This is a genomic window from Streptomyces sp. ITFR-21 (genome assembly GCF_031844685.1).
Classification (GTDB): Bacteria; Actinomycetota; Actinomycetes; order Streptomycetales; family Streptomycetaceae; genus Actinacidiphila.
Map to the genome: position 1 here is coordinate 196736 of NZ_CP134605.1, position 22711 is coordinate 219446.

At 73.3% G+C, this 22711-nt stretch carries 20 protein-coding genes; 17 read left to right on the plus strand and 3 right to left on the minus strand.

Annotation, left to right across the window (positions count from 1 at the left end; all coding sequences use genetic code 11):
• Positions 1–1262: 1262 nt before the first annotated feature.
• On the minus strand, positions 1263–1871 hold the full coding sequence (locus RLT57_RS00895; RefSeq protein WP_311295420.1) for an SDR family NAD(P)-dependent oxidoreductase: 609 nt from the start codon (positions 1869–1871) through the stop codon (positions 1263–1265).
• Between the two features lie 464 nt (positions 1872–2335).
• Positions 2336–2974, minus strand: coding sequence for a TetR/AcrR family transcriptional regulator (locus tag RLT57_RS00900; protein ID WP_311295421.1), 639 nt, complete (start codon positions 2972–2974; stop codon positions 2336–2338).
• 190 nt (positions 2975–3164) lie between these two features.
• On the opposite strand from RLT57_RS00900, the gene RLT57_RS00905 reads away from it, so the two are divergent.
• The 3 genes from RLT57_RS00905 (at position 3165) to RLT57_RS00915 (ending at position 5363) form a co-directional block, all read left to right on the plus strand.
• On the plus strand, positions 3165–3698 hold the full coding sequence (locus RLT57_RS00905) for a YceI family protein (RefSeq protein WP_311295422.1): 534 nt from the start codon (positions 3165–3167) through the stop codon (positions 3696–3698).
• Positions 3699–3765: 67 nt separating this feature from the next.
• Positions 3766–4416: an LUD domain-containing protein gene (locus tag RLT57_RS00910; protein ID WP_311295423.1), complete on the plus strand. Its 651-nt coding sequence runs from the start codon at positions 3766–3768 to the stop codon at positions 4414–4416.
• A gap of 5 nt (positions 4417–4421) precedes the next feature.
• Positions 4422–5363: an NADP-dependent oxidoreductase gene (locus RLT57_RS00915; protein ID WP_311295424.1), complete on the plus strand. Its 942-nt coding sequence runs from the start codon at positions 4422–4424 to the stop codon at positions 5361–5363.
• Between the two features lie 277 nt (positions 5364–5640).
• On the opposite strand, the gene RLT57_RS00920 is transcribed toward RLT57_RS00915, so the two are convergent.
• On the minus strand, positions 5641–6339 hold the full coding sequence (locus RLT57_RS00920) for a GntR family transcriptional regulator (protein ID WP_311295425.1): 699 nt from the start codon (positions 6337–6339) through the stop codon (positions 5641–5643).
• A gap of 138 nt (positions 6340–6477) precedes the next feature.
• On the opposite strand from RLT57_RS00920, the gene RLT57_RS00925 reads away from it, so the two are divergent.
• The 14 genes from RLT57_RS00925 (at position 6478) to RLT57_RS00990 (ending at position 22674) form a co-directional block, all read left to right on the plus strand.
• Positions 6478–6606: a hypothetical protein gene (locus RLT57_RS00925; RefSeq protein WP_311295426.1), complete on the plus strand. Its 129-nt coding sequence runs from the start codon at positions 6478–6480 to the stop codon at positions 6604–6606.
• A gap of 371 nt (positions 6607–6977) precedes the next feature.
• On the plus strand, positions 6978–7964 hold the full coding sequence (locus RLT57_RS00930; protein WP_311295427.1) for an ABC transporter permease: 987 nt from the start codon (positions 6978–6980) through the stop codon (positions 7962–7964).
• 3 nt (positions 7965–7967) lie between these two features.
• Positions 7968–8852: an ABC transporter permease gene (locus tag RLT57_RS00935; RefSeq protein WP_311295428.1), complete on the plus strand. Its 885-nt coding sequence runs from the start codon at positions 7968–7970 to the stop codon at positions 8850–8852.
• A gap of 6 nt (positions 8853–8858) precedes the next feature.
• Positions 8859–10613 (plus strand): ABC transporter ATP-binding protein, encoded by a 1755-nt coding sequence (locus RLT57_RS00940; protein WP_311295429.1) that lies wholly within the window; start codon positions 8859–8861, stop codon positions 10611–10613.
• Positions 10614–10660: 47 nt separating this feature from the next.
• Complete coding sequence (locus tag RLT57_RS00945) at positions 10661–11977, plus strand: NtaA/DmoA family FMN-dependent monooxygenase (RefSeq protein ID WP_311295430.1); 1317 nt, start codon at positions 10661–10663, stop codon at positions 11975–11977.
• Between the two features lie 53 nt (positions 11978–12030).
• Positions 12031–14022 (plus strand): acyl-CoA dehydrogenase family protein, encoded by a 1992-nt coding sequence (locus RLT57_RS00950; RefSeq protein ID WP_311295431.1) that lies wholly within the window; start codon positions 12031–12033, stop codon positions 14020–14022.
• A 69-nt stretch (positions 14023–14091) separates the two neighbouring features.
• Positions 14092–15135 carry an aldo/keto reductase gene (locus RLT57_RS00955; protein ID WP_311295432.1) on the plus strand — a complete coding sequence of 348 codons (1044 nt, stop codon included), beginning with the start codon at positions 14092–14094 and terminating at the stop codon, positions 15133–15135.
• Between the two features lie 50 nt (positions 15136–15185).
• Positions 15186–16760, plus strand: a complete 1575-nt coding sequence (locus tag RLT57_RS00960; RefSeq protein WP_311295433.1) for an ABC transporter substrate-binding protein — start codon at positions 15186–15188, stop codon at positions 16758–16760.
• 56 nt (positions 16761–16816) lie between these two features.
• The gene (locus RLT57_RS00965) at positions 16817–17488 is read left to right on the plus strand and encodes an NAD(P)H-binding protein (protein WP_311295434.1); all 672 of its coding nucleotides are present in this window, start codon (positions 16817–16819) and stop codon (positions 17486–17488) included.
• Positions 17485–18564, plus strand: a complete 1080-nt coding sequence (locus tag RLT57_RS00970; protein WP_311295435.1) for a DUF7405 family protein — start codon at positions 17485–17487, stop codon at positions 18562–18564. Before RLT57_RS00965 ends, RLT57_RS00970 begins: the two co-directional genes overlap by 4 nt.
• Before the next feature lie 59 nt (positions 18565–18623).
• The gene (locus RLT57_RS00975; protein ID WP_311295436.1) at positions 18624–19262 is read left to right on the plus strand and encodes a hypothetical protein; all 639 of its coding nucleotides are present in this window, start codon (positions 18624–18626) and stop codon (positions 19260–19262) included.
• A gap of 33 nt (positions 19263–19295) precedes the next feature.
• Entirely contained in the window at positions 19296–20621 is a 1326-nt protein-coding gene (locus RLT57_RS00980) for an LLM class flavin-dependent oxidoreductase (RefSeq protein WP_311300523.1), read from the plus strand.
• 179 nt (positions 20622–20800) lie between these two features.
• Positions 20801–21949 (plus strand): acyl-CoA dehydrogenase family protein, encoded by a 1149-nt coding sequence (locus tag RLT57_RS00985; protein WP_311295437.1) that lies wholly within the window; start codon positions 20801–20803, stop codon positions 21947–21949.
• Positions 21950–22113: 164 nt separating this feature from the next.
• On the plus strand, positions 22114–22674 hold the full coding sequence (locus RLT57_RS00990) for a flavin reductase family protein (RefSeq protein ID WP_311295438.1): 561 nt from the start codon (positions 22114–22116) through the stop codon (positions 22672–22674).
• Positions 22675–22711 lie beyond the last annotated feature (37 nt).

Below are 22711 nucleotides of genomic sequence, written 5' to 3' on the forward strand. Positions count from 1 at the left end.
GTTCTTCCCTCTGGGCCATCTGCTGACCAAACGTGAACTGCGCACTGCTTGTACTACCGGTGGTGCGAACTGCTGGTGGCCTGCAACAGCGCCACTCTCCGGCAGCCAGCCCCGTCGCCCGTCCTGCGTCTGCTCTGGCTTGGAACCCCACTGCCGGACTTCCCGGTACGCGCGCCCGCAGCCGACGCCTTTACCGAGGTGCTGCTCGCTGAACGTCACTGCCAGCCACTGCGGTCCTGCTCACGGCGGCCCCTGATGACTGCGGGCCACCCGGTCCGGCCGTCAGTCCCGTCGCCGTCCTGCAACCACTCTGGCTTCGGAACTCCACCGCCGCACCGTCCTGCGCACTGCGACTTCGCGTACTACCGCCTGGCAGTTCATCTCTGCCAGGCCCTGCTGATCTCTGCTACGAGAGAAACCATAGTCACGCCACCACTGAATGTCTACTCCAACGAGCACAGATTTTTCAGTGCCCGCGGTAGAGGTAACCGGCGCCGAACCCGAGAGACACTCCTCCCCGGAAAACCCGGCCCTCCTCCCTCCCGAGGCGGCCCGGAGTTCGCGCAGCCTGGCAGGGCCTCTGGCGGACCCCTTGCCGTCAGCGCAGCGGCCGGACCGGTGTCCGGGTGGCTGCGGTCCGCAGTGCCGGCGCGCGCGGCCGGGCGCGTGCCGTGAGCGTGGCGCTGTCGGAGAGCGGGGATGGGCGCGGTTCCGCGACGACCTCACCGGAGCCCGGCCGGCCGCCTCCCGGCTGGCGCGCCGGCATCGGGCCGGCCCCCAACGGGAGGCCGTGACGATCGCGACCGCCGTGATCAGCCGGGCGAACGCCCGTAAGCCCGAGGACACCGCAGCCCACCCCCGCCCCGGCACCGCCGCTCGGAGCAGACTCCCGTACCACCGCCTCCCCCAACGGACCGCGGCCCGTTCGAGCCACCACCCCAGCCGAAACCCCACGTACCCGCCGGAGCACCCTGTTCCCGCGGATCTCCGGCCGCGGACGGGATCTCCCACCTTCCCGGGACAGGTACGACCGGTCGACGGCCTTGATCAGACCGAAGCCGGAAAACGAGGGCCGGTGTCCGGGGACGGCCGCCTTGCCCGCGCCGGGCGGGCGGAGATCGCGTCGGCGGTCGCGGCGGGGAGTCCGCCCCCGGTAGACAGCACCCGCGTCGCCCGGGGCGCGGCATCGCGCAGGCTCCGCGGTCCGGTGGGCGGGGCGGGGATGCCCGTGACCCCCACCGGACGCCGCGACAGCCGTTAGGTCAGGCCGCTGCGGCGTCGTCGTGGTCGGTCGACACCGACAGGTCCTCCCAGGTCCGCTGCTCGGCGGCGACGTGCTCGATCTTGTGCGCGCTCGCGTCGAAGGAGTCCCTGCCCAACTGGACGGGCGGCGGCGGCTGTCCGGAGGATGCGATCCGTACGATCGCGCCCGCGGCCTTCATCGGGCCGCCGGGCTGGGCGTGGTTGACGTCCGTCGCCGTCCTCCGCATCGCGCCCGCGGTGCCGGCGTAGTCCTCGATCGTGGTCGCCTCGGTGTGCAGGCTCGGGGCGTCGAGGAAGTCGGTGCGGAAGTAACCGGGCTCGACGAGGGTCACCGCGATCCCGAGCGGCGCGACCTCCCGGGCGCGGGCCTCGGAGAATCCCTCGGTCGCGAACTTGGTGGAGTTGTAGACGCCCCAGCGAGGGGAGCCGACGAAGCCGCCGATCGACGAGATGTTCACGATCCGGCCCGACCGCTGCGCACGCAGCGTCGGCAGCACGGCGCGAAGTACGTTCAGCGTGCCGAACACGTCGGTGTCGTAGACGGCGCGGGCCGCCGCGTCCGTGGCCTCCTCGACGGCGCCGAGCAGACCACGGCCGGCGTTGTTCACGACGACGTCGATACGCCCGAACCCCCTGGAGGGCGGTCTCGACCGCGGAAGCCGCCTGGGACTGGTCGGTCACGTCGAGGGCGACGGCCAGGAGGCGTTCGCCGGCGTCCGGGAACCGGTCGGTGGGGCGGCGTGGTCGCCCGGATCCGGGGCGAGCGCCCGGTCGTGAGCCGCCGCTGCGCGCCGAAGCGCGTCGGGCGCCTCCGGATGGGTCGCCTCGAACCGCACGGTCAGCCCGGCCGACTCCGGCCAGTCGTACCCGCTCACTCACGGTGTACCGCTGGTCCCGGCGGCGTCGGCCACGACCGCCTCGCGGCCTCTTCCGCCTCCGGCCACCGGCCCGCCTGACCACCCGCCGGAGGGTCTCCGGGCGCGGACCGTACGGACGGGTGCGCGGGCGAGCTCCGGCCCGGTGGGGCGCTGCCCGGATCCATGGAGCCGCTGACACCGCCGGCCCCGGTTCCTCACCGCTCCGACGGTCCCCCGCCACGGGTCGGCGGCCGGGGGCGGCAGACGCGGAGTACCAGGTCCTCCCAGCTGTCCGCCATGCGCCGCTCGATCTCCGAGGCGGCGTGGCCCAGGTCCGCGGCCGACAGGTAGAGCAGGAACGGCCCGTCGAGTGCGGCGCTGAGCTGGACGGCGAGGACGTCGAGGTTCGCGGGACCGATGTCCATCCGGCCCAGCAGCATCCGCAGGTGGATCTGGTTCAGCGGTGTCTGCGCGCCGGCCGGCACCTGCTGGCGCCCGTCCAACGCGGCCCGGGCGATCTCGCGGTGCTCCATCAGGTACGCGGCCCTGGCACGGCCGTAGGCCACCAGCCGTTCCACCGGACCGGCTCCGGGGCCCAGCGGCGGCGGACCGGACAGCACCCGCTCCTGGAAGACGCGCTCGTCCTCGTCGAGCAGCGCGCGGAAGATCCCCGCCCGGGTGCTGAAGCGGCGGAAGACGGTGCCCTTGCCCAGGCCGGAGCGCTCGGCCAGCGCGTCCATCGTCAGCCGGTCCGCTCCGAGGGCGGCCAGCATCTCGCGTGCCGTGGCCAGCAGTATCCGCCGGTTGCGGGCCGCGTCCGCGCGCTCGGGGCGCGGTGTCTGCTCTGGCGCCATCCCGTCCACGGAGAGCACACTACCGTGAGAGCCATAACCGGGGTAAAGTCCGTTTAGGTGGTGCCGGGCCCCGTCCCAGTTCGTCCCCGCCACGCCCCCGCCGCAGATCCGCGCACCTCCCGGCGGGACCGCCTGAGGGGCCCGGCCGCCCCACCACCTCAAACACCACCTCGGGAAGGACACATCCGCCATGTCGGACCACACCGTCGAGGCCACCGGCCCCGCCGCCGTCGGGCACTGGACCCTCGACCCCGCCCACTCGCACGTCTCCATCACCAGCAAGGCACTGTGGGGCCTGATGCCGGTCAAGGGCGTCTTCACCCGGCTGAGCGGCTCCGGCGACGTGGCGGCCGACGGCACGGCCGCGGGCACCCTGACGATCGCCGCCGCCTCCATCGACACCCGGAACGCCAAACGGGACGATCACCTGCGCGGCGCCGACTTCTTCGACACCGCCGTCCACCCGGACATCGTCTTCACCGCCCACCGGCTCGTGCCGGGTGCCGGCGGAGAGGTCCGCGCCACCGGCACCCTGTCGGTCGCCGGCGTGGAACACCCCCTGGAGTTCACCGCGACCGCGGAGCACGCCGGGGACACCGTCACCCTCACCGCCCGCACCACCGTGGACCGTGGGGACTTCGGACTCACCTGGAACAACCTCGGCATGCTGGTGGGCCGGACCCGTGTGACCGTGACCGCGCGCTTCACCCGGGCCGCGGCCTGACCGCCGTCGGTCCGCCGCCTGTCCCGTCTCCTCCGCCGCGCCGACCCCCAGCGAAAGGTGCTCCCCCGTGACCGACCAGACCACCGTGCCGGACTCCCTGCCCATCGACGAGGCCTTCGCCCGCCCGGCCTCGTCCGAGAGCCTCACCGCGGCGGCCGACGCGCTGCGCGCCAACGGCTTCACCGTCCACATCGCCGACACCGCCGCCCACGCCCGCGCCCTCGTCGCCGGCCTGGTTCCCGAGGACCGCACGGTCCTCACCGCGACGAGCGAGACGCTGCGGGAGTCGGGCATCGCCGCGGACATCGACACGTCGGGCCGCTACCGGAGCCTGCGTGCCGAGCAGGCCGGATGGGACCAGGCCGCCCGCTTCGACGAGGTCCGCGTCACGCGCTCGACCCCGGACCTGGTCGTCGGCAGTGTGCACGCCGTCACCGAGGACGGTCGCCTGGTGACCGCCTCCGCCTCCGGAAGCCAGCTGGCGCCCTACGTCTTCGGCGCCGCCCAAGCAGTGTTCGTCGTCGGCGCCCAGAAGGTGGTCGCGGACCTCGCCACCGCGCTGCGCCGGGTGGAGACGTACTCCTATCCCAGGGAGGACGTCCGTGCGCGGTCCGCGTACGGGCAGCGCAGTGTGCTCGCCAAGATCCTCGTCACCGGCCGCGAGATCTTCCCCGGACGCAGCACCGTCGTCCTCGTCCGCGAACCGATCGGATTCTGACCGCCATGGTGCGAGCAGTCGTGGCGACCGCCTGGAGCGGAGCCGACACCGTCTCCGTACAGGACGTGCCCTCCCGGCCGGCGGGCCCCGACGAGGTCGTGGTCGCGGTGCGCGCGACCGCGATCAGTCCGTTCGACCTCAAACGCGCCCGCGGGGTGTTCGGACGGGACACCGCGCTGCTGCCGCTCCGGCTCGGCAACGAGGCCGCCGGCGTGGTCACCGCCGCGGGATCCCGGGCCGCCGGCTTCGACGGACTGCCGGTGCGGGTGGGCGAGGAGGTCTTCGGCCACTGGCTGCCGGGTGCCCAGGCGGGCGAACTCACCTTGCCCGCCGGGGTGCTGCTCCACAAGCCCCCGGCCCTCGGCTTCGCCGAGGCCGCCGCTCTGCTCGGCAGCGCGACCACCGCGGCCCACGCGCTCGACGCCGTCGCCGTGGGCGCCGGGGACACCGTGCTCGTCCACGGCGCCGCCGGCTCGGTCGGCAACATGACCGCGCGGCTCGCCCTGCTGCGCGGAGCCGCCGTGGTCGGCACCGCCGCGCCCGGCCGCCACGGGCGGCTGCGCGCCGAGGGCGTCGAACCGGTCTCCTACGGCGAAGGACTGGCCGAACGGGTGCGGGCGGCCGCCCCCGGCGGGGTGACCGCGGCCGTGGACACGGTGGGTACGGCGGAAGCGCTGGACGTCTCCTTCGCGCTCGTCCCGGACCCGGCGCGGGTCGTCACCATGGTCGACGCGCGCACGGCAGCCGACCGCGGCGGGCAGGCGATCGGCCCGGGTCCGGAGACCGAACGCGTCCGCACCGCCGCCCGCCTCGACCTCACCCGACTCGCCGCCAGGGGCGATCTCCCGGTCCCCGTCGCCCACCTCTTCGCCCTGGAGGACGCCCGCTCCGCCTACCGGACCCTCGCCGCCGGACACGCCGGAGGCAAGATCGTCCTCATCCCCTGACGAGCTCGTGGGACGGGCGACGCCGTCGACGGCGACACGCCGCCGTCGAGTGCGCGACACGGGCACCTCCGGGGCGGGCCGTCAGCCGTCGCAGGGGGTCGAGGTGCCCGCCTCCGCAGTGGTCGGCAGACCGACGCCGCCGCGGAGGAGGCCCACGACGCGCCCTGCGCCCACTCCGCGCCTGCCGCCGGCGACGGGTCCTGGCGGACGCTCGAAGTCGGCGTGCGGTGGGAGGGGTTCGCGTTCGTGCTGACCGCCGAGGAGATCACGGACCACTTCACGGGCGGGCCGAGGTGTCCTGACGTTGCAGCAGCACGGCGACCCGGACGTCACGGATCCGGGTGAGGTGGTCCCGCATGAGGTCGCGGGCCGTCGTGCGGTCGCGGCCGAGGACGGCGCGGACGATCGCGGCGTGCTCCTTGAGCGTGATCGAGACGATCTCGCGCTCGTTGGTCTGCTGGTGCACCGAGTACAACTGGATGCGGGTGTCAAGGACCGTGAGCAGTTCGCTGATCGTGCCGTTGTGACCGGCGGCGCGGATCGTGACGTGCCACGTACCGCTCGCCTCGTGGAGTTCGTCGACATCGGCCATCTGGGAGATGCGCTGTTCGAGAGCCTTGAGGAGCGCGGCGTCCATGGGCGTGTGCCGCTCCGCGGCCAGGGCGGCGATCTCGCTCTCCAGGGTGATCCTGGCCTCGTAGACGTCGAGCAGTTCCTCGGGGCTGCTGCGGCGGACTCGGAAGCCCCGGGGCAGCCGTTCCAGAAGGCCCTCCTGCGCCAGCCGGCTGAGCGCCTCCCGGATCGGGGTCCGCGAGACGGCGAGCCGCGAGGTGAGCCTGGTCTCCAGGAGGACGTCGTCGGGCGCGAACTCCCCGTTCAAGATCGCGTGTCGGATCTCGGAGTAGGGGTTCTTTCCGGCCGCGTCGGCGAGTGGTTCAGCGGCATCAGCGTCCGCCCCGAGAACTCTGGTGCCCATGGCGTTCATCATGCCACGAGTAGCCCCACCCGCTCCTGTAGTCGCAAAGCGGCGCCTCCTCCCGCCGCACGTACGAGGTACGCGGTGAGTTGCCGGAAAGTCTTGCAGTGCATACGTGGAAGGCTTTAACGTATACGCATGGTCAACGTGAGGGAGGTAGCGATGAGCGTCGACGCGACAGCGCGGCGGGCGATCAGCCCGATGCTCACCGTCCGCCTGACGATCGACCTCATGCGCTCCGCCGACTACTGCTGTCGTCGCGTCTGATCGTGATCGCCTTCGTGCTCTGAGCCACCGCGAGCCGAACCGCTGATCGGTCTGCCTCCCCGTGCCCGCTTCGCCCGCGGGCAGCACCGCGGACGCTGCCCTCTTTCTTCTCCCCGGTCATTCCTGCCTCGACGACGTCGACGGACGAGACTTCCGCCGACCTCGGACAGGCCGCCGGACGCGCGCCGAGGACAGGCCGCCAGACGCGCGCCGAGCCCCGCTGCCCGCTCCGCGGCGGGACCGGGGCCGCCGCGCGCTCCCCCCTCACGGCGTGGAGCCGACACCTGCCGCATCGGGTCAGCAGGCGTACCCCGCCCGCTTCCGTATCGACGCCCGCCGCCAACGGCGGGCTGCCTTCCGAGGAACCAACCGTGCCTTCACCCCTCGCCCCTCCCGACGGTGGCAGCATCCGGCTGCGTACACGTCGCGCCCCTGTCCCGCCGCTCTACGTCGCACAGCGACTCGCCCAAGGCGCGGTCACCGTCGTCGCCGTCGTGGCAGTCGTCTTCCTCCTCCTCCATCTGACCGGCAATCCGGCCCGCGTGGTCTCGCCGCCGGACGCCACACAGGACGAGATCGACCGGATCGCCCACGCCTACGGCTTCGACCAGCCGATCGCGAAGCAGTTCGTGCTGTTCTTCGGCAAGGCGTTCACCGGCCGCTTCCCCGACTCCGTCACCTACGGCACCTCGTCGCTCGGTGTCGTACGGGACGCGATCGGCCCCACTCTGCTGCTCGCGGGCTCGGCCTTCGTGCTCGGAAACCTCGTCGGCCTGGTGATCGGCTATCTCTCCGCCGAGGCGCGGTGGCGGCCGCTGCGCCGCGTCCCGATCGTCCTGGCGCTGGTCGGGCAGTCGGTGCCCGCCTTCTACCTCGGCCTGCTCGCGGTCCTGCTGCTCGCCGTCCGGCTCGGCTGGTTCCCGACCGCGGGCTACGGCTCGTTCAGCGCGGCGGTGCTGCCGACCCTCGTCCTGACGGCCAGCATCGTGCCCGGCATCACCCGGATCTACCGGGCGCAGATCCTCGAGGTCCGCGACGACGACCACGTGGTCACCGCCGTCGCCAAGGGCATCCCCCCGCTTCAGGTGAGGCTCCGTCACATCGCGCTGAACGCCCTCGGTCCGGCGGTCGCGCTGATCGGGCTCCAGCTCGGCGGCGTGGTCGCCGGCGCGGTGACCGTGGAGGTCATCTTCAACTGGCCGGGAATGGGACAGCTGTTGGTCAGCTCGATCAACGGCCGCGACTACGCCGTCGCCCTGACCGCCGTCCTGTTCATCGCCGTCGGGTTCGTCGTCGCCACCCTGCTCGCCGACCTGGCCGCCGTGCTGGTCGACCCCTTCGGCCACCGGAGGCGGTGACCGATGACCGATACCGCCCTCGCCGACGCCGACGCCGCACTCGCCGAACGGGAACCGGCGCGCGTCCCCGGCACACACCGGCTGCCGACCAAGGCGCTCCTGACCGCCGGCCCCTTCGTGATCGTGCTGCTGCTCGCCGTCGTCGTGCCCCTCCTGGCACCGCAGTCCCCGTACAAGCAGCACCTGGACGCCATCTCGCTCCCGCCGGACAGCGGCCACTGGCTGGGCACGGACAGCCTCGGCCGCGACGTCCTCAGCCGGGTCCTGTACGGCGGGCGTCCCCCGGCGCTCATCGGGATCGCGGCCGTCGCGGTGGCGCTGACCGTCGGCGTCCTGCTCGGCCTGGCAGCGGGCTACCGCGGCGGCCCGGTCGACGCCGTGCTGAGCCGGGTGGCCGACATGCAGCTGTCGGTGCCCGGCGTGGTCCTGGCGATCTTCATCCTCACCTTCCTCGGCGGCGGGCTGCACAACGTGATCGTGGTCATCGCCCTGGAGTCGTGGCCGCTGCACTACCGGGTGGTCCGCACCCTGACGATCGCCACCCGCAACCGCGCGTACGTCGAAGCGGCCCGGACCGCGGGGCTGGGCCAACTCACCATCCTCCGGCGGCACATCCTGCCCGCGGTCCTGCCGAGCCTGGCCGTCACCGCCACGTCCAACTTCGTGACGGCCGTGCTCACCGAGGCGAGCCTGAGCTTCCTCGGACTCGGCGTACAGCCGCCGACACCCGACTGGGGCTTCATGATCAGCGACGGCCGCACCCTCATCGTCTCGGCCTGGTGGATCTCGGTGTTCCCCGGGATCGGACTCTTCCTGCTGCTGCTCGCCGTCCAGCTCTACGGCGACGGGCTCGCCAAGTCCCTCTCCCTCCAAAGTCTTCGGCGGTGACTCGCGTTGAGCAATGACACGATTACGGACGGCACGGCCGCGGACAGCACGGCCGCGGACAGCCGTGCCCGCGGCCACCGCGCCACCGGCGAGGCCATCGTCGTCCGCGGACTGCGCCTCGACGTCCGCGGCGACCTCACCGGCGGGTCCCGCACCGTCGTCCACGACATCTCCTTCACCGTCCGGTCAGGCGCGTCCTTCGGGATCGTCGGCGAGTCCGGCTCGGGCAAGACGCTGACGACGCGAGCCCTCGCCGGCCTGCTGCCCTCCGCCGCGACGGTGAGCGGCGGCTCGATCCGGGTCCTCGGCGAGGAGTACGCCAACGCCACCGCGGACCGGTGGCGGGAGTTGCACCAGCGGTCGGTGGGCGTGGTCTTCCAGAACCCGATGACCTCGCTCAACCCGCGGATGACCGTCTTCGCGCAACTGCGCGAGGCGCTGCCGTCCGGGCGCCCGCGCGGCCGGGCCGACGACGCCCGGCGCGTCCTGGAACTGCTGGAATCGGTACGGGTCCCGGCCGCCCCGGCACGGCTGCGCCAGTACCCCCACGAACTGTCGGGCGGCATCGCGCAGCGGGTGGCGATCGCGATGTCACTCGCCCGGAACCCGTCCATCCTCATCGCCGACGAGCCGACCACCGCGCTGGACGCGACGACACAGACCCAAGTGCTCGACTTGCTCGACGAGTTGCGGACTTCCAACGCGCTCACCGTGGTGCTCGTCTCACACGATTTGGACGTCGTACGCGACAGATGCGACGACGTGGCCGTGATGCGTGGGGGCGAGATCGTGGAGAGCGGTACGACTGCAGCCGTCGCCACCGCGCCGGCGGCCCCGTACACCCGGGAACTGCTCGCCTCGACGCCCAGGGCGCTCGCCAGCCGGCGCGACCGGGACACCGCGGGACACCGTGACCTGGCGGGCAAGGACACACCGGTCCTGGAACTCACCGAGGTCAGCAAGTCCTTCGACCGGCCCCGGCGGCGCGGCGACCGCGCACAGGCCTGGGCGGTGGACGCGGTGTCGCTCGCGGTACGCCCTGGCGAGATCGTCGGCCTGGTGGGGGAATCGGGCTCGGGCAAGACGACCACCGCCCGGATCGCCGTCGGCCTGGTCGAACCCGACCGCGGCGGCGTCCGGTACGACGGCGCGCCGGTCCACGGCGGCAGCAGGGAGACGCGCGCCCGGTGGCGCGACAAGGTGCAGTTCGTCTTCCAGGACAGCTACTCGGCGCTCAACCCCCGGTACACGGTGGGCCAGTGCGTCCTCGAACCACTGCTCGGCGGCCGGCCGCCGAGCACGGACGAGGAACGGGAACGGGCCCGTCACGTCCTCGTGGAAGTCGGCCTCGACCCCGACTACACCGACCGGCGCCCGCACCAGCTCTCCGGCGGCGAGCGGCAGCGCGTCGGCATCGCACGGGCGCTCGTCAGGCAGCCGCGCCTCATCATCGCCGACGAGCCGGTCTCCGCGCTCGACGTGACCGTCCAGCGCAGGATTCTCGACCTCATCGTCGAACTGAACCGCAGGAGCGGCACGGCGTTCCTGGTGATCTCCCACGACCTGGGGGTCATCGGCTACCTGTGCGACCGCGTCGCGGTCATGCAGCACGGCCGGATCATCGAGCACGGCGCAGTGGACGAGGTGCTGCGCAACCCCCGGGCCGACTTCACCCGGCAGCTCACCCGCGGCCTGCGCCGGTCACCGGACGGACCCGGATCCGGCGCCATCCCCCCCGCGGTCGTGGACGTCACCTCATGACAAGCGACACGGAACCCCGTTCCAGCAGATTCCAGGAGCCCCGTCCCATGACCCCACTCCGCCGACTCCATCTCGGCATCAACGTCACCGGTGTCGGAGGACACAACGGCGCCTGGCGACGTCCGACGGTCGATCCCGCCTCCTCCTACACGGTCGAGTTCTTCTCACGGACCGCGCGGCTCGCCGAGCGCGGACTCTTCGACGCCTTCTTCCTCGCCGACGTCCCCCGGCTGGCCGGCGACTACGCCACCCAGCCGCCAGGACAGAGCTTCGACCCCGTCACCGTGCTCGGCGCGGTCGCACGTGACACCGAGCGGATCGGGCTGGTCGCCACCGTCTCCACCACCTGGCACCACCCGTACGAGCTGGCGCGGGCGCTCCTGACGCTGGACCGCGTCTCGCACGGACGCGCGGGCTGGAACATCGTCACCAACCACACGCCCGAGGTCGCGCTGAGCCACGGGCTCACCCGGATGCCGGACAAGGCCGCACGGTACGCGCGGGCCGACGAGTTCGTCGACCTCGTACTCCGGCTCTGGCGGACCTGGGCACCGGACGCCGTGATCGCGGACAAGGCCACCGGTGTGTTCGCCGACCCGGCGCGCGTCAGGACCGTCGACTTCACCGGCGAGCACTTCGCCGTCAAGGGCGGCTCCACGGTGCCGAGCTCACCGCAGGGCCACCCCGTGCTCGTCCAGGCCGGAGCCTCTCCCGAGGGCATCGAGCTGGCCACCCGCTACGCCGACGCGGTCTTCGCCGCGACCAGCGGGGCCGCGGTGGCCTCGGACTACGCGGCCAGACTGCGCGCCGCCGCCACCCGGGCGGGCCGGCGGCAGCCACCGGTGCTCGTGCTGCCCGGCGTCGCCCTCGGCCTCGCCTCGACCGACGCGGAGGCCGTCCGGCGGCGGGAGGAGCTGGACGCCCTGGGCGACATCACCAAGAAGGTGGCGTTCCTCGCCGGCCGCCTGGGCGTCGACCCGGAGGTGCTGGAACTCGACGCGCCCGTTCCGCTGCACCACGTGGACGTCGCGGCACAGGCCCAGCGCAACTCCGAGGGCTTCCTGATCTCCACCCTCGCCGCCGCCCGTTCCGGCCGCACCGTCCGCGAGATCATCGCCGGAGGCGCGGGGCACTACTCCCTCATCGGCTCCCCGGAGAAGGTCGCCGACACCTTCGAGAGATGGTTCAAGACCGGCGACATCGACGGATTCAACCTGATGTTCGACGTCGTGGACGAGGGCCTCCCGCTCTTCGTGGCCGAAGTCGTCCCCCTGCTCCAGGAACGCGGCCTGTTCAGAACCGCGTACGAGGGCACCACCCTCCGCAGCCACCTGGGCCTGCGCAACCCGGAGTGGCCCCGATGACCGCCCCGTCCGCCGGATCGCGGACCACGTCCACAGGATCGGCGCAGACTCCGGTGCCCCGCGGTCCTCGGGCCGAGGCCGCCGCCGGGTACGGCGCCGGATTCGCCGGCCGCGCCGGCGCGGTTTACGCAGCCCGTGCGACGCCGGTCGACGGCCACATCTCGGCGCTCCGGGAGCTGGCGGCGCGGCCGGCCGCGGACGCGGGCCGCGCCGAGGCCGTCACCGCGCTCGCCGACCGGCTCGTCCGTCTGCGGGCGGGCGCGGCGCTCGCCGACGTCGTACCGGTGCTGGCGTCGATCGCGAGCCTGGACGTCCCCGCGGCCCTCCGCGCGCTCGGCGGGCTGCGGCGGACGGAGCCGGCACGGCCGTCACCGCAGTGGCCCGAACTGCCCACGCTGCTCGACCGGTTGGGGGAAGCGGCCGTTCTCACGGGGATCGCTCTCGCCGCCTCCCGGGAGGCGGCGGCGGACTTCGGCCGGGCCCGCGGGGACATCGCGCCCGAGGACGGGCCGCTGGCCCTGGAGACACTGGGCCGCCAGGAAAGCCACTTCTGGGCGGCCGCCAGCACGCTGCGCCACGCGGCACAGCGGGTCGAGGAGGCGTACGGGCTTCCCGGCCGCCGCGCCGCCGCGCGCGCCTCGGTCGAGAGCGCGGCCGTCGTGGCGGCGGCCTCCCTCGACCGTTCACCCGCGGCCGGTGCCCTGGCGCCGCGGCCGACGGCCGCCGCCGGCCTGCTCGCCGACCTGCGCCGGCTGCGCACGCTAACCCCGGTGGCAACGGCACAGCGCGTGCTCGGCGCGGAGATCGCGCACGCCCGGCCGGCCGCTGACACGACGGAGCGCGTACCCCGTCCGGAGGGCAACCGGCCCGTGGCGTACGGCACGACCGCCTACGCCGACGTGCTGGACGAGATCGCCGAGCGGTCGCGGGGCCGGGAGGAACAGGCGGCGGGCTTCGCCGATCTGGTGGAACTGCTGCGCGGCTCCGGCCTGGGCGGCTTCCGCGTGCCGCGCGAGTACGGCGGCTCCGGCGGCACGCTGCCCGAGCTGCTGGCGATCGTCACCGACATCGCCGAGCGCAACCCCAGCCTCGCGCACGTCGTCCGTACCCACTTCGCGTTCGTCGAGGCGCGGCTGCGCTCCACCCGCTCGGCCGAGCGCGAGCGCTGGCTGCGCGAGGCGGCCTCCGGTGTGCTCTTCGCGAACCTCGCGGGCGAGCTGACGGCCACCGTCGTCGGTGCCGGAGCCCGGCACAGCACCGAGTTGGTCGACACCGCCGCAGGACCGCGCCTGCGGGGGCGCAAGTTCTACAGCACCGGCAGTCCCTACGTCGACCGGCTGGCCGTCTCCGCGAGCCACCGTGACGGCACCGTGCTCGCCGTCGTCCCGGTCACTCGGGCCGGCGTGCACCGGCTCGGTGACTGGGACGGGTTCGGGCAGGTGCTCACCGGCTCCGGGACCACCGAGTTCGCCGATGTCGAGGTGCGGCCGGGCGAGATCATCACCGGCGGGCCCGCCTCGGGGGAGGCGGTCCGGTACTTCGTGCTGGGCCAGATATACATCCTGGCCATCCAGACCGGCATCCTGCGGGCGGTCGTCACCGACGGCCGGAACCTGCTCCACAGGCGCACCCGGACCTTCTCCAACGCCGCGGCGTCCTCACCGGTCGACGACCCGCAACTGCACCGCGTCCTGGGCGGCATCGCGGTGTGGGCGGAGGCGGCCGAAGCGCTGGTCCAGTCCGCCGCCACGGCGCTGGACGAAGCGACAAACGCGCTTGTCTCCGGCGCGCACGACCCCTACCTGGCACGCGAGTTCGCCCTGCGGACGGCGAAGGCCAAGGTCGTTCTGGACGACGTGGGGCCACGCGCCGCCAACGCGATCTTCGACCTGGGCGGCGCCTCCGCGACCCGACGGCTCTACAACCTCGACCGCCACTGGCGGAACCTGCGCACCGTCTCCACCCACAATCCGGCCGCCACCAAGGCACGCGTCCTCGGCGAGTACCTCACCGACCCCGCCGTCGAGTTCCCGGCGCTGTGGTGACCGTCGCGCCCCCGCACCCCCGCCCACCGACCCGGCACGAATGAAGCCCACGACAGACCAGGAACCGGCATGACCTACCGACAGCTCGGCACCACCGGCGTCCGCGTCAGTCCACTGACGCTCGGCGCCCTGAACTTCGGCAAGAGGACGCCCCAGCAGTACGCGGACAGCAAGGCCGTGCTGCACGCCGCCCTCGACGCCGGCATCAACATCGTCGACACCTCGGACTCCTACCACGCCGGGGAGTCCGAGGAGGTCGTCGGCGAAGTGCTCCGGGAGCGGGGCCGTGACGACGTCATCGTGGCCACCAAGTTCAACCGGCCCAACGGCGACGACCCCAACCGGCGCGGCAACTCGCGCCGCTGGATCCTCCACGCCGTGGACGCCAGCCTCAAGCGCCTCGGCACCGACTGGATCGACCTGTACCAGGCCCACCGCCCCGACCCCGACACCGACATCGCCGAGACCGTCGACGTGCTCACCGACCTGGTGCGCGCCGGGAAGATCCGCTACTTCGGCACCTCCACCTTCCAGGCCCACGAACTGGTCGAGGCCCAGTGGGCGGCCGCGGACCGGCACCTGAACCGCCCGGTGACCGAACAGCCGCCGTACTCGATCCTGGTCCGCGGCATCGAGCGGGCGGTGCTGCCCGTCGCGCGCGAGCACCGCATCGCCGTCCTGCCGTGGAGTCCGCTCGCCGCCGGCTGGCTCTCGGGGAAGTATCCCGGCTCCGGGGGACCCGGGTGGTCCCGGCGGCTGGCCCGCCAACCGCACCGCGCCGACCCCTCCAACGCGGCCAACCAGGACAAGGCAGCCGCCGTAAGGGCCCTCACCCGGCTCGCCGACGAGGCCGGACTGTCGCTGGTCCACCTTTCGATCGCCTTCGTGCTCCAGCACCCGGCGGTCACCAGCGCGATCATCGGCCCGCGCGTCGTCGACCACCTCAAGGCCGCCCTTGGCGCGCCGCAGGCGGTGCTCGGCGCCGACGTGCTCGACCGGATCGACGCGATCGTGCCGCCCGGAACCACGGTCAACCCGACCGACGACGGGCATGTGCCGCCGTCGCTGACCGACCCCGCACTGCGCCGTCGCGGCGCCCCGTTGCCCGACTGACCCGCAGGACACGACCAGCCCCGTTCCGCACTGCCCAAGGAGCACCACCCGTGTCACGTCCCCGTTCCCGGTTCCGCCGCCTCATCCTCCCGCGCCGGACCGCCGTCGTCCTGATCGCACCGGCCCTCGCCGTGAGCATGGCCGCCTGCGGCGGCTCCGACACCGCCGGCCCGTCCGGCGGCAAGCAGCGCACCGTCGTCATCGCCGTGCCCGCCGACGTCACCAGCCTCGACCCCGGCCTGGCCTCGGGAAGCAAGAACAGCCTGACCCTGGTCCGGGAGTTCTACTCCTCACTGACCCAGTTCGACCGCACCGGCAAACTCGTCGGTGATCTCGCCACCTCCTGGAGCCAGGACGGTCCCAACGCCTGGACGTTCGAGCTGCGCCCCGGCGCGAGGTTCCAGGACGGCGAGGCACTCGACGCCCGTACCATCGCCTGGAACTTCGAACGGGCCAAGAAAGACGCCAAGCTCACCGCGGCCCAGCGCATCGTCTCCGCGGTCACCGGGGTCCAGGTCCTCTCGCCCACCGAAATCACCTTCACCACGGGCAAACAGACCTACCTCAACCTCCCCGGGCTGGTCAGCGGCTGGCTGTTCCTGCCGCAGAAGTGGGCCGCGACCCACGACCCCGACACCGAGGTCAACGCCTCCGGCCCCTACCGGCTGACCTCGTTCAAGCCCAACGGGTCGGTCGGGCTCACCGCCAACGCCACCTACTACGGCACCAGGCCGGCCCTGCAGAACGTCCGTTACCGCGTCTTCAGCGACCAGTCGTCGCTGATCTCCGGACTGCTCGGCGGCTCCATCGACGTCGTGCCCGGCCTCGACCCCAGCCAGCTCGAACAGATCAAGGCCACCGGCAAGTACACCGTCGGCGGTGTCCCCGGCCTGCGCATCCACTACCTGTCGATCAATGCGAGCAAGAAGCCGTGGAACGACGTCCGGGTGCGTGAGGCGGCCACCATCGCGATCGACCGCGCCACCATCACCAAGACGGTGCTCAAGGGCTACACCGTCCCCGCCAACCGGCAGCTGTTCTCGCCGACGTACAACGGCTACCAGAAGGACCTGACACCCTGGCCGTACGACCCGCAGAAGGCCAGGCGACTGCTGAAGGACGCCGGAGCGGTCGGCACCAAGCTGCAGATCTCGCTGGCCGCCTACCAGTACGCGGGCAGCCAGCGCACCTCCGAGGTCATCGCCGACGAGCTCAACGCCGTCGGGTTCGACGCCAAGGTGGAGGTGCTGCCGATCGCCCAGTGGAGCGACAAGAAGGCGACCGACGCGACCGCGGCGGCCCTGACGTACAACGGTGAGGCGTCACCGTCGAACTCCAGTGCCGAAGTCCTCACCCACTACGAGTCCTCGGTCATCTTCCCGACCTCCAACCTGCGTGGCCCGCAGGACAAGACGCTCGACGACGACATCGTCAGGGCGTGGACCGCCTCCACGCCCGACGAGCAGGCCACGTACGTCAAAGCGGCGACCGACCGGATCAACGACACCTTCCGGGCCATCGACCTGTGGCAGCAGCCCCAGACCTTCGCGGCGGCCAAGGATCTCGCCTACACCCCGCGCGCCGACGACCTCGACCTCGCCTACGAGATCGGCTGGGCCGAGTAGCCGACCCCGCACGGCCGTTCAGCGACCAGAACCTCCCGACACCTCCGGAGATCCCGATGCGACTGCTCGAACTCACCCCTCTCCTGCGCGGCCCTGAACCCGGCGCGGTCATCGACACCAGGCCGTGGAACTCCGCGGCCGCCCTGCGCTCCGCCGCCGCCGAGCGCGGCCACCGGCTGACCCGGCTGGAGCCGGGCCCGGCCGCCGCCGGGCCGATCACCGACGCACTCGCCGGCGTCGACGGCGTGCTCATCGCGCCGCAGTCGACACCGCAGCCCGACACCCCGACCGCCGGCCGCGACCTTGCGGCGGCCCTGCTGCCGCTGATACGGACCGCCGCCCCGGCCGCGCACCTCGTCCTGGTCAGCCACTTCCTGGTCGGCCACGGACGCAACCACCCCAACGGCAAGCCCGGTACCTGGGCGCTGCGCGACGTCGAGCACGCGCTGCGCGCCGGGCCCTCCGGCTGGACGATCCTGCGTCCCACCTGGCTCTCGCAGGACTCGCCCGGTTCGTACGCGGTGCGCCTGAGCCAGGACCCGCTCGCCGACGGCCTCGTCACCTCGGGCGACATCGCGGCCGTGGTACTGGCCGCTTTCGAGTCGCCGGCGGCCGCGCGCGGGCTGACCGCCGCGGTCCACAGCGTCCCGGCGGCACAGCCGGTCGCGGACACCGGCGGCCTCTTCGCCGGCCTGCTGCCCGACGCCGAGTCCGCGGGGGTCCGATGACCACCGCCCAGACGCTCACCGAGTCCCAGCACGCCTGGGAGTCCACGTTCCGGCACGACCGTCTCGGCCGGCCGCTGCCCCCGAAGTTCCACCGGCTGCTGTTCGTGAACGCCACCGCCACCCCCGGCGCGGCCGGTGCGGCACGACTCGAAGCGGTGCTGCGCCGGATCGACCGGCGCCACCCGTGGGGGCCCGACGGCCTGCTCTTCCTCGTCGGCTGGTCGCCCGGCTGGTTCGAGCGGCACACCGACCAGACCCCGCCGGTCAACCGCGCTGTGAAGATGGCGCGTTGGGAGGACCCCGTCATCGACGACTTCGACGGCTTCGTCCATCTCGCCAGCGACCGCGAGGAGATCGTCGAGGCGGTCGCGGCCGGACTGTTCTCCGACTCCGACCTCGACGTGCGGGAGCACCTCCGTCTGGCCGAGACCCGGACCGGCTTCGTGGGAGAGGGGCTGCCGCGCGAGCGCCTCGCCGAACTCGACATCCCCGAGCAGTCCCCGCTGCTGTTCGGCTTCCGCTCGGTGCTCAGGGGCAGCCAGGCTCCCGAGCCGAACATCACCATCGCCGACGGCCCGTACGCCGGCGGCACCACCGCCCATGTCAGCCGGATCGAGCTGAACGTCGCCCAGTGGCACGCCCGTTCGCGCGACGAGCAGAGCGCGCTGCTGTACGCGCCGACGGTCCGCGCCGCCGAAGCCGACGCCTTCCACGACGACGCCCGCAGCGACTACGACCGCGCCGACCAGACCGTCGCCGAACACGGCGTCATCGGCCACGCGCAGGCGGCCGCCCGCGCCCGTGTCGGCGACGTGCCACTGATCAACCGCCGGGACTTCGCGACACTCGACGACGGCGTCCCCGGCACACACTTCGTGTCCCTGCAAAGGGAGTTGCGGGACTTCAACAACACCCGCGCGATCATGAACGGCGCCGATGCCGCCGCCAGGAACGCCCGCGTCGGTGTGCGCCACCGCAACGGCATCAACGCCTTCATGAACGTCACCCGCAGGGCGACCTACCTCGTGCCGCCCCGGCCGCTGCGCTCCTTTCCTTTCGCGCGAGGTGCCCGATGACCGCCACCGCGCCGGCCGGCGCGTACCCCGTACTTTCCGGCCCCGCGCCGGACCGTCCCGTGTCAGCTGATCCCACGCTGCGGTCGGTGGCCGAAATCCTGGTGCCCGGCGCGGTACCGGCGCTCGACGGCGAAGCCGCCCTCCTGCGAGAGGCGCTCGACATCCTCCAACAGGCCCGGATCACCTCGCTCGTCGTCGACGCGGCGCACGGGTCCGCGGTACGCGGGCTGGAGCCCGACGCCGTGGCCGACGCGCTCGCGGCCCTGCACCCCGAGCTCGGCCGGCTCATCGGCGAGCACTTCGCCGTCGCCCGCCTCGCCCTCGACGCCCTCCGCCGGGACGCGCACGGCGGTGTCCGCCGACTGGTCGGGGACGTGGGCCGCGGCCTGCTGGCCGGCGCCGCCCCGGCCGCGCGGCTGGACTGGAGGGAGCCCGAGGGGAACGGCGACCTGCTGGCCACCGGTACGGTCGGGCCGCGCCCCGCCCCCGCGCACGTCGACGTGATCCTCGTCCCGCTGCCCGCCGCGGGTCCGGTGCGCCCGGTCGCCGCCGTGCCGACGTACCGGCAGGGGATCTCCACCGACGAGAGCGGGCTCGTACGGTTCGACGGCGTCACCGTCCTGCGCGAGGAGGTGCTCGGCCTCGACCGGGACGAGGTCGCGCGCGTGGTCGCGCCGTGGCACGGCGGCGGGCGATGAGCGCGGCGGGCGCGCGGGAGCCGGGGGCTGCACCTGAACGCCTTCCTCCAGTTCGTCGGGCACCACGAGGCCGCCTGGCGCGTCGGACGCGCCGGGCCGCACGCCGGCTGGGACGTCGCGCACTACCGGTACCTCGCCCGGGTCGCCGAGCGCGGGCGGATGGACGCGGTCTTCCTCGGCGACAGCCCGGCGGCGTACGGCTCGGACCACTCCGAGCTGGCCTACCGCCCGCTGGCCAGGCTCGATCCGACGATCCTGCTGTCCGATCTCGGGGCGAGCACCGCGAACGTCGGTCTCATCGCGACGGCGTCGACGACGTACGCCGAGCCGTACGAGCTGGCGCGGCGGCTCGCCAGCCTCGACCATGTGACCGGTGGCCGGTCGGGCTGGAACATCGTCACCACGTCGTCGGCCCACGCCGCGCGCAACTTCGGCCTGGACGCCCACCCGGACCACCCGACGCGCTACGACCGCGCGGCGGAGTTCCTGGAGGTCGCGCTCGCCCTGTGGGGAAGCTGGCCGGTCGACGCGGTCCTCGCCGACCGGGAGCGCGGCCGCTTCGCGGATGCCGACCGGATCCGTGCCATCGACCACGTCGGCGCGCGCTTCCGGGTCGCCGGGCCGCTCAATGTGCCCCGCCCCCCGCAGGGACACCCCGTCCTGGTGCAGGCGGGGTCCTCGCCCGACGGGATCGCCTTCGCCGCGCGGTACGCGGAGGCCGTCTTCACCGCCCGGCTGAACGCCGAGGACGCCAGGGCGTTCGCGGACCGCCTGCGCGCCGACGTCACCGCCGCCGGGCGCAACCCGCGCGGCGTCCTGGTCCTGCCGGGCCTGGTGCCGATCCTGGGCGGCACCGAGGCCGAGGCGCGCGACGCCAAGCGGCGGCTCGACGAGGCCGTGCTGCCCGGCTCCATCCTGCCGTCGCTCTCCCGGCTGCTGGGCATCCCGCTCACCGAGGCGGACCTCGGCCGGCCCCTTCTCCCCGGCGACCTTCCCGAAGGCGCCGGTGAACGGGGCAGCCGCTCCGCGCTCGTCCAGGAACTCCTCGGCGGCGCGCGGTTCACCGTCGGGGAACTGGTCGTCCGCTACGCGGCGGGCCGGGCACACCTGGAGGTGACCGGCACCCCGGAGCAGGTCGCCGACGTCATCGAGGACTGGTACGCGCGGGGTGCGGCGGACGGTTTCAACATCATGCCGCCGGTCTTCCCCGAAGGACTCGAGGACTTCGTCGACCACGTCATACCGATCCTGCAACGCCGCGGACTCTTCCGCACCGAATACGAGGGAACGACCTTGCGCGACCACTACGGGCTGCCGCTGCCCGAGCCCCACGACACCCGCCGGACGGCGCTGCGATGACGCGCCCACCGACCACGAGCACGGCCACCGGGACGGCCGCGACCCCGACCCCGGCCTCGGCTCCGGCCCCGGTTCCGGTCCCGGTTCCGGCCTCTGCCTCGGCCTCGGCCTCTGCCTCGGAACCGGGCCTCGCCCCGGCCGCGGGCCCCGCCCCCGCTCCGCCGGACATCGGCAAAGCCGTGCTCGACCCGCTCCTCGCCCGGATCGCCGAAGGTGCGGCCCGGCGCGACCGGGACCGTACCCACCCGTTCGCCGAGATCGCCGCGCTCAAGGCGGCCCGCGTCGGCGGCGTGCGCCTGCCCAGGTCGCTCGGCGGCGCGGGCTGGAGTCTGCGGTTGCTGCTGACCTTCGTGATCCGCCTCGGCGAGGCCGACCCCAACGTGGCGCACGCGCTGCGCAACCACTACGCGTTCGTCGACGGCCTGCTGCGCGATCCCGGCGCCGAGGCGGCCCGCCGCTGGCTGGGCGAGGCCGCGCGCGGCACCCTCTTCGGCAGCGCGGCGACCGAGCTGAGCAGCGGCAGGGTCGGCGCGCAGCAGTTCCGTACGACACTCACGCCCGACGGCTCCGGATACCGTCTCCACGGCACGAAGTACTACAGCACCGGCTCGCTCTACGCCGACTGGATCACCGTGCCCGCCGTCACCCCGGAGGGCGACGTCGTGACGGTCGTCGTCCCCGGCGACCGGACCGGCGTGCACCGCGACGACGACTGGGACGGCATCGGCCAGCGACTGACCGGAACCGGCACGACACGTCTGGAGCATGTCCGCGTCGAGGCCGACGAGGTGCTCTCGCGCCGCGCTGCCGACGCGCCCCGCACGCCGCACCGGGGCGCCCTGAGCCAGCTCTACCTGACCGCCGTCGTCGCCGGTGTCCTGCGCAGCATCGTCGCCGACGGCGCGGCCGTACTGCGCTCCCGCCGCCGGACCTTCGCGCACGCGCAGGCGGACAGCCCGGCCGACGACCCGCTGCTCCAGCTCACGATCGGGCAAATCGACAGCGCCGCGTACGCCGCGCAGGCCACCGTGCTCGCCGCCGCCGACGCGCTCGACGCCCATGCCGAGCACCCGAGCGAGGCGCTGGCCCACGAGGCGTCGCTGCACGCCTCCCGCGCCAAGGTCGTCGTGGACCGACTGGGCCTCCAGGCGGCCTCGGCGGTGTTCGACGCCGGCGGCGCTTCGGCGACCGCCCGCGGCGCGGGGCTCGACCGGCACTGGCGCAACATCCGCACCCTGGCCTCCCACAATCCGGTCGCCTACAAGGCGCAGGCGGTCGGGGACTACGTCGTCAACGGCACGCTCCTGCCGCCCAGCGGCTTCTTCTAGACACCGCCGGCCGCGGCGGACACGCCACGGGCCCGAGCCGCCGCGGCCGGAGGCGCCCGTCCGACGACTCCGCGCCCTCGCCCTCGCCACCGCCACCGCCACCGCCACCGCCACCGCCACCGGTGTGATGCCCCGCCAGTTCAGGAACCCGACCAGGAAGCGGTATGCCCATGTCCCGATCCACCCCGGCCCTGCGCGCGGCCGAAGCCGGTGAGCCGGTCCAGCAGCCTTTGTCCTCGCGGGAGTTGCGGCGTGTCTTCGGTGCCTTCCCGACCGGAGTGACCGCGATAGCCGCCCTGGTGGACGGCGCGCCGGTGGGCATGGTCGCCAACTCGTTCACCTCGGTCTCGCTGGACCCGCCGCTGCTGTCGGTCTGCGTGGCACACACCTCGACCACCTGGCCGGTGCTCGCCGCCCGCGCCCGCCTCGGCGTCACCGTGCTGGGTGCGGAACAGGAGCGCGCCTGCGCCCAGCTGGCCTCCCGCGGCGGCGACCGGTTCACCGGCCTCGGCTGGCACGCCACCGAGAACGGCGCGGTAATCCTCAACGGCGCGAGCGCCTGGTTCGACACCGGCGTCGAGCGGCACGTACCGGCCGGCGACCATGACATCGTCCTGCTGCGCGTCCACGCCCTGGACGCCGACCACTCGGTGCCGCCGCTGGTCTTCCACGCCAGCGGCTTTCGGCGGTTGGGGCAGCCCGAGGGAGGCCGGCGCTCGGTATGACCTGGGCTCGTTCCTCGTCTTCGGGGGCGCCGGAGCG

Bases quoted from the DNA above. Each gene is read 5' to 3' on its own strand.
- RLT57_RS00900 (WP_311295421.1), bottom strand. From the start codon at position 2,974: ATGGCGCCAGAGCAGACACCGCGCCCCGAGCGCGCGGACGCGGCCCGC.
- RLT57_RS00905 (WP_311295422.1), top strand. From the start codon at position 3,165: ATGTCGGACCACACCGTCGAGGCCACCGGCCCCGCCGCCGTCGGGCAC.
- RLT57_RS00915 (WP_311295424.1), top strand. From the start codon at position 4,422: ATGGTGCGAGCAGTCGTGGCGACCGCCTGGAGCGGAGCCGACACCGTC.
- RLT57_RS00920 (WP_311295425.1), bottom strand. From the start codon at position 6,339: ATGGGCACCAGAGTTCTCGGGGCGGACGCTGATGCCGCTGAACCACTC.
- RLT57_RS00925 (WP_311295426.1), top strand. From the start codon at position 6,478: ATGGTCAACGTGAGGGAGGTAGCGATGAGCGTCGACGCGACAGCGCGG.
- RLT57_RS00935 (WP_311295428.1), top strand. From the start codon at position 7,968: ATGACCGATACCGCCCTCGCCGACGCCGACGCCGCACTCGCCGAACGG.
- RLT57_RS00945 (WP_311295430.1), top strand. From the start codon at position 10,661: ATGACCCCACTCCGCCGACTCCATCTCGGCATCAACGTCACCGGTGTC.
- RLT57_RS00955 (WP_311295432.1), top strand. From the start codon at position 14,092: ATGACCTACCGACAGCTCGGCACCACCGGCGTCCGCGTCAGTCCACTG.
- RLT57_RS00965 (WP_311295434.1), top strand. From the start codon at position 16,817: ATGCGACTGCTCGAACTCACCCCTCTCCTGCGCGGCCCTGAACCCGGC.
- RLT57_RS00970 (WP_311295435.1), top strand. From the start codon at position 17,485: ATGACCACCGCCCAGACGCTCACCGAGTCCCAGCACGCCTGGGAGTCC.
- RLT57_RS00990 (WP_311295438.1), top strand. From the start codon at position 22,114: ATGCCCATGTCCCGATCCACCCCGGCCCTGCGCGCGGCCGAAGCCGGT.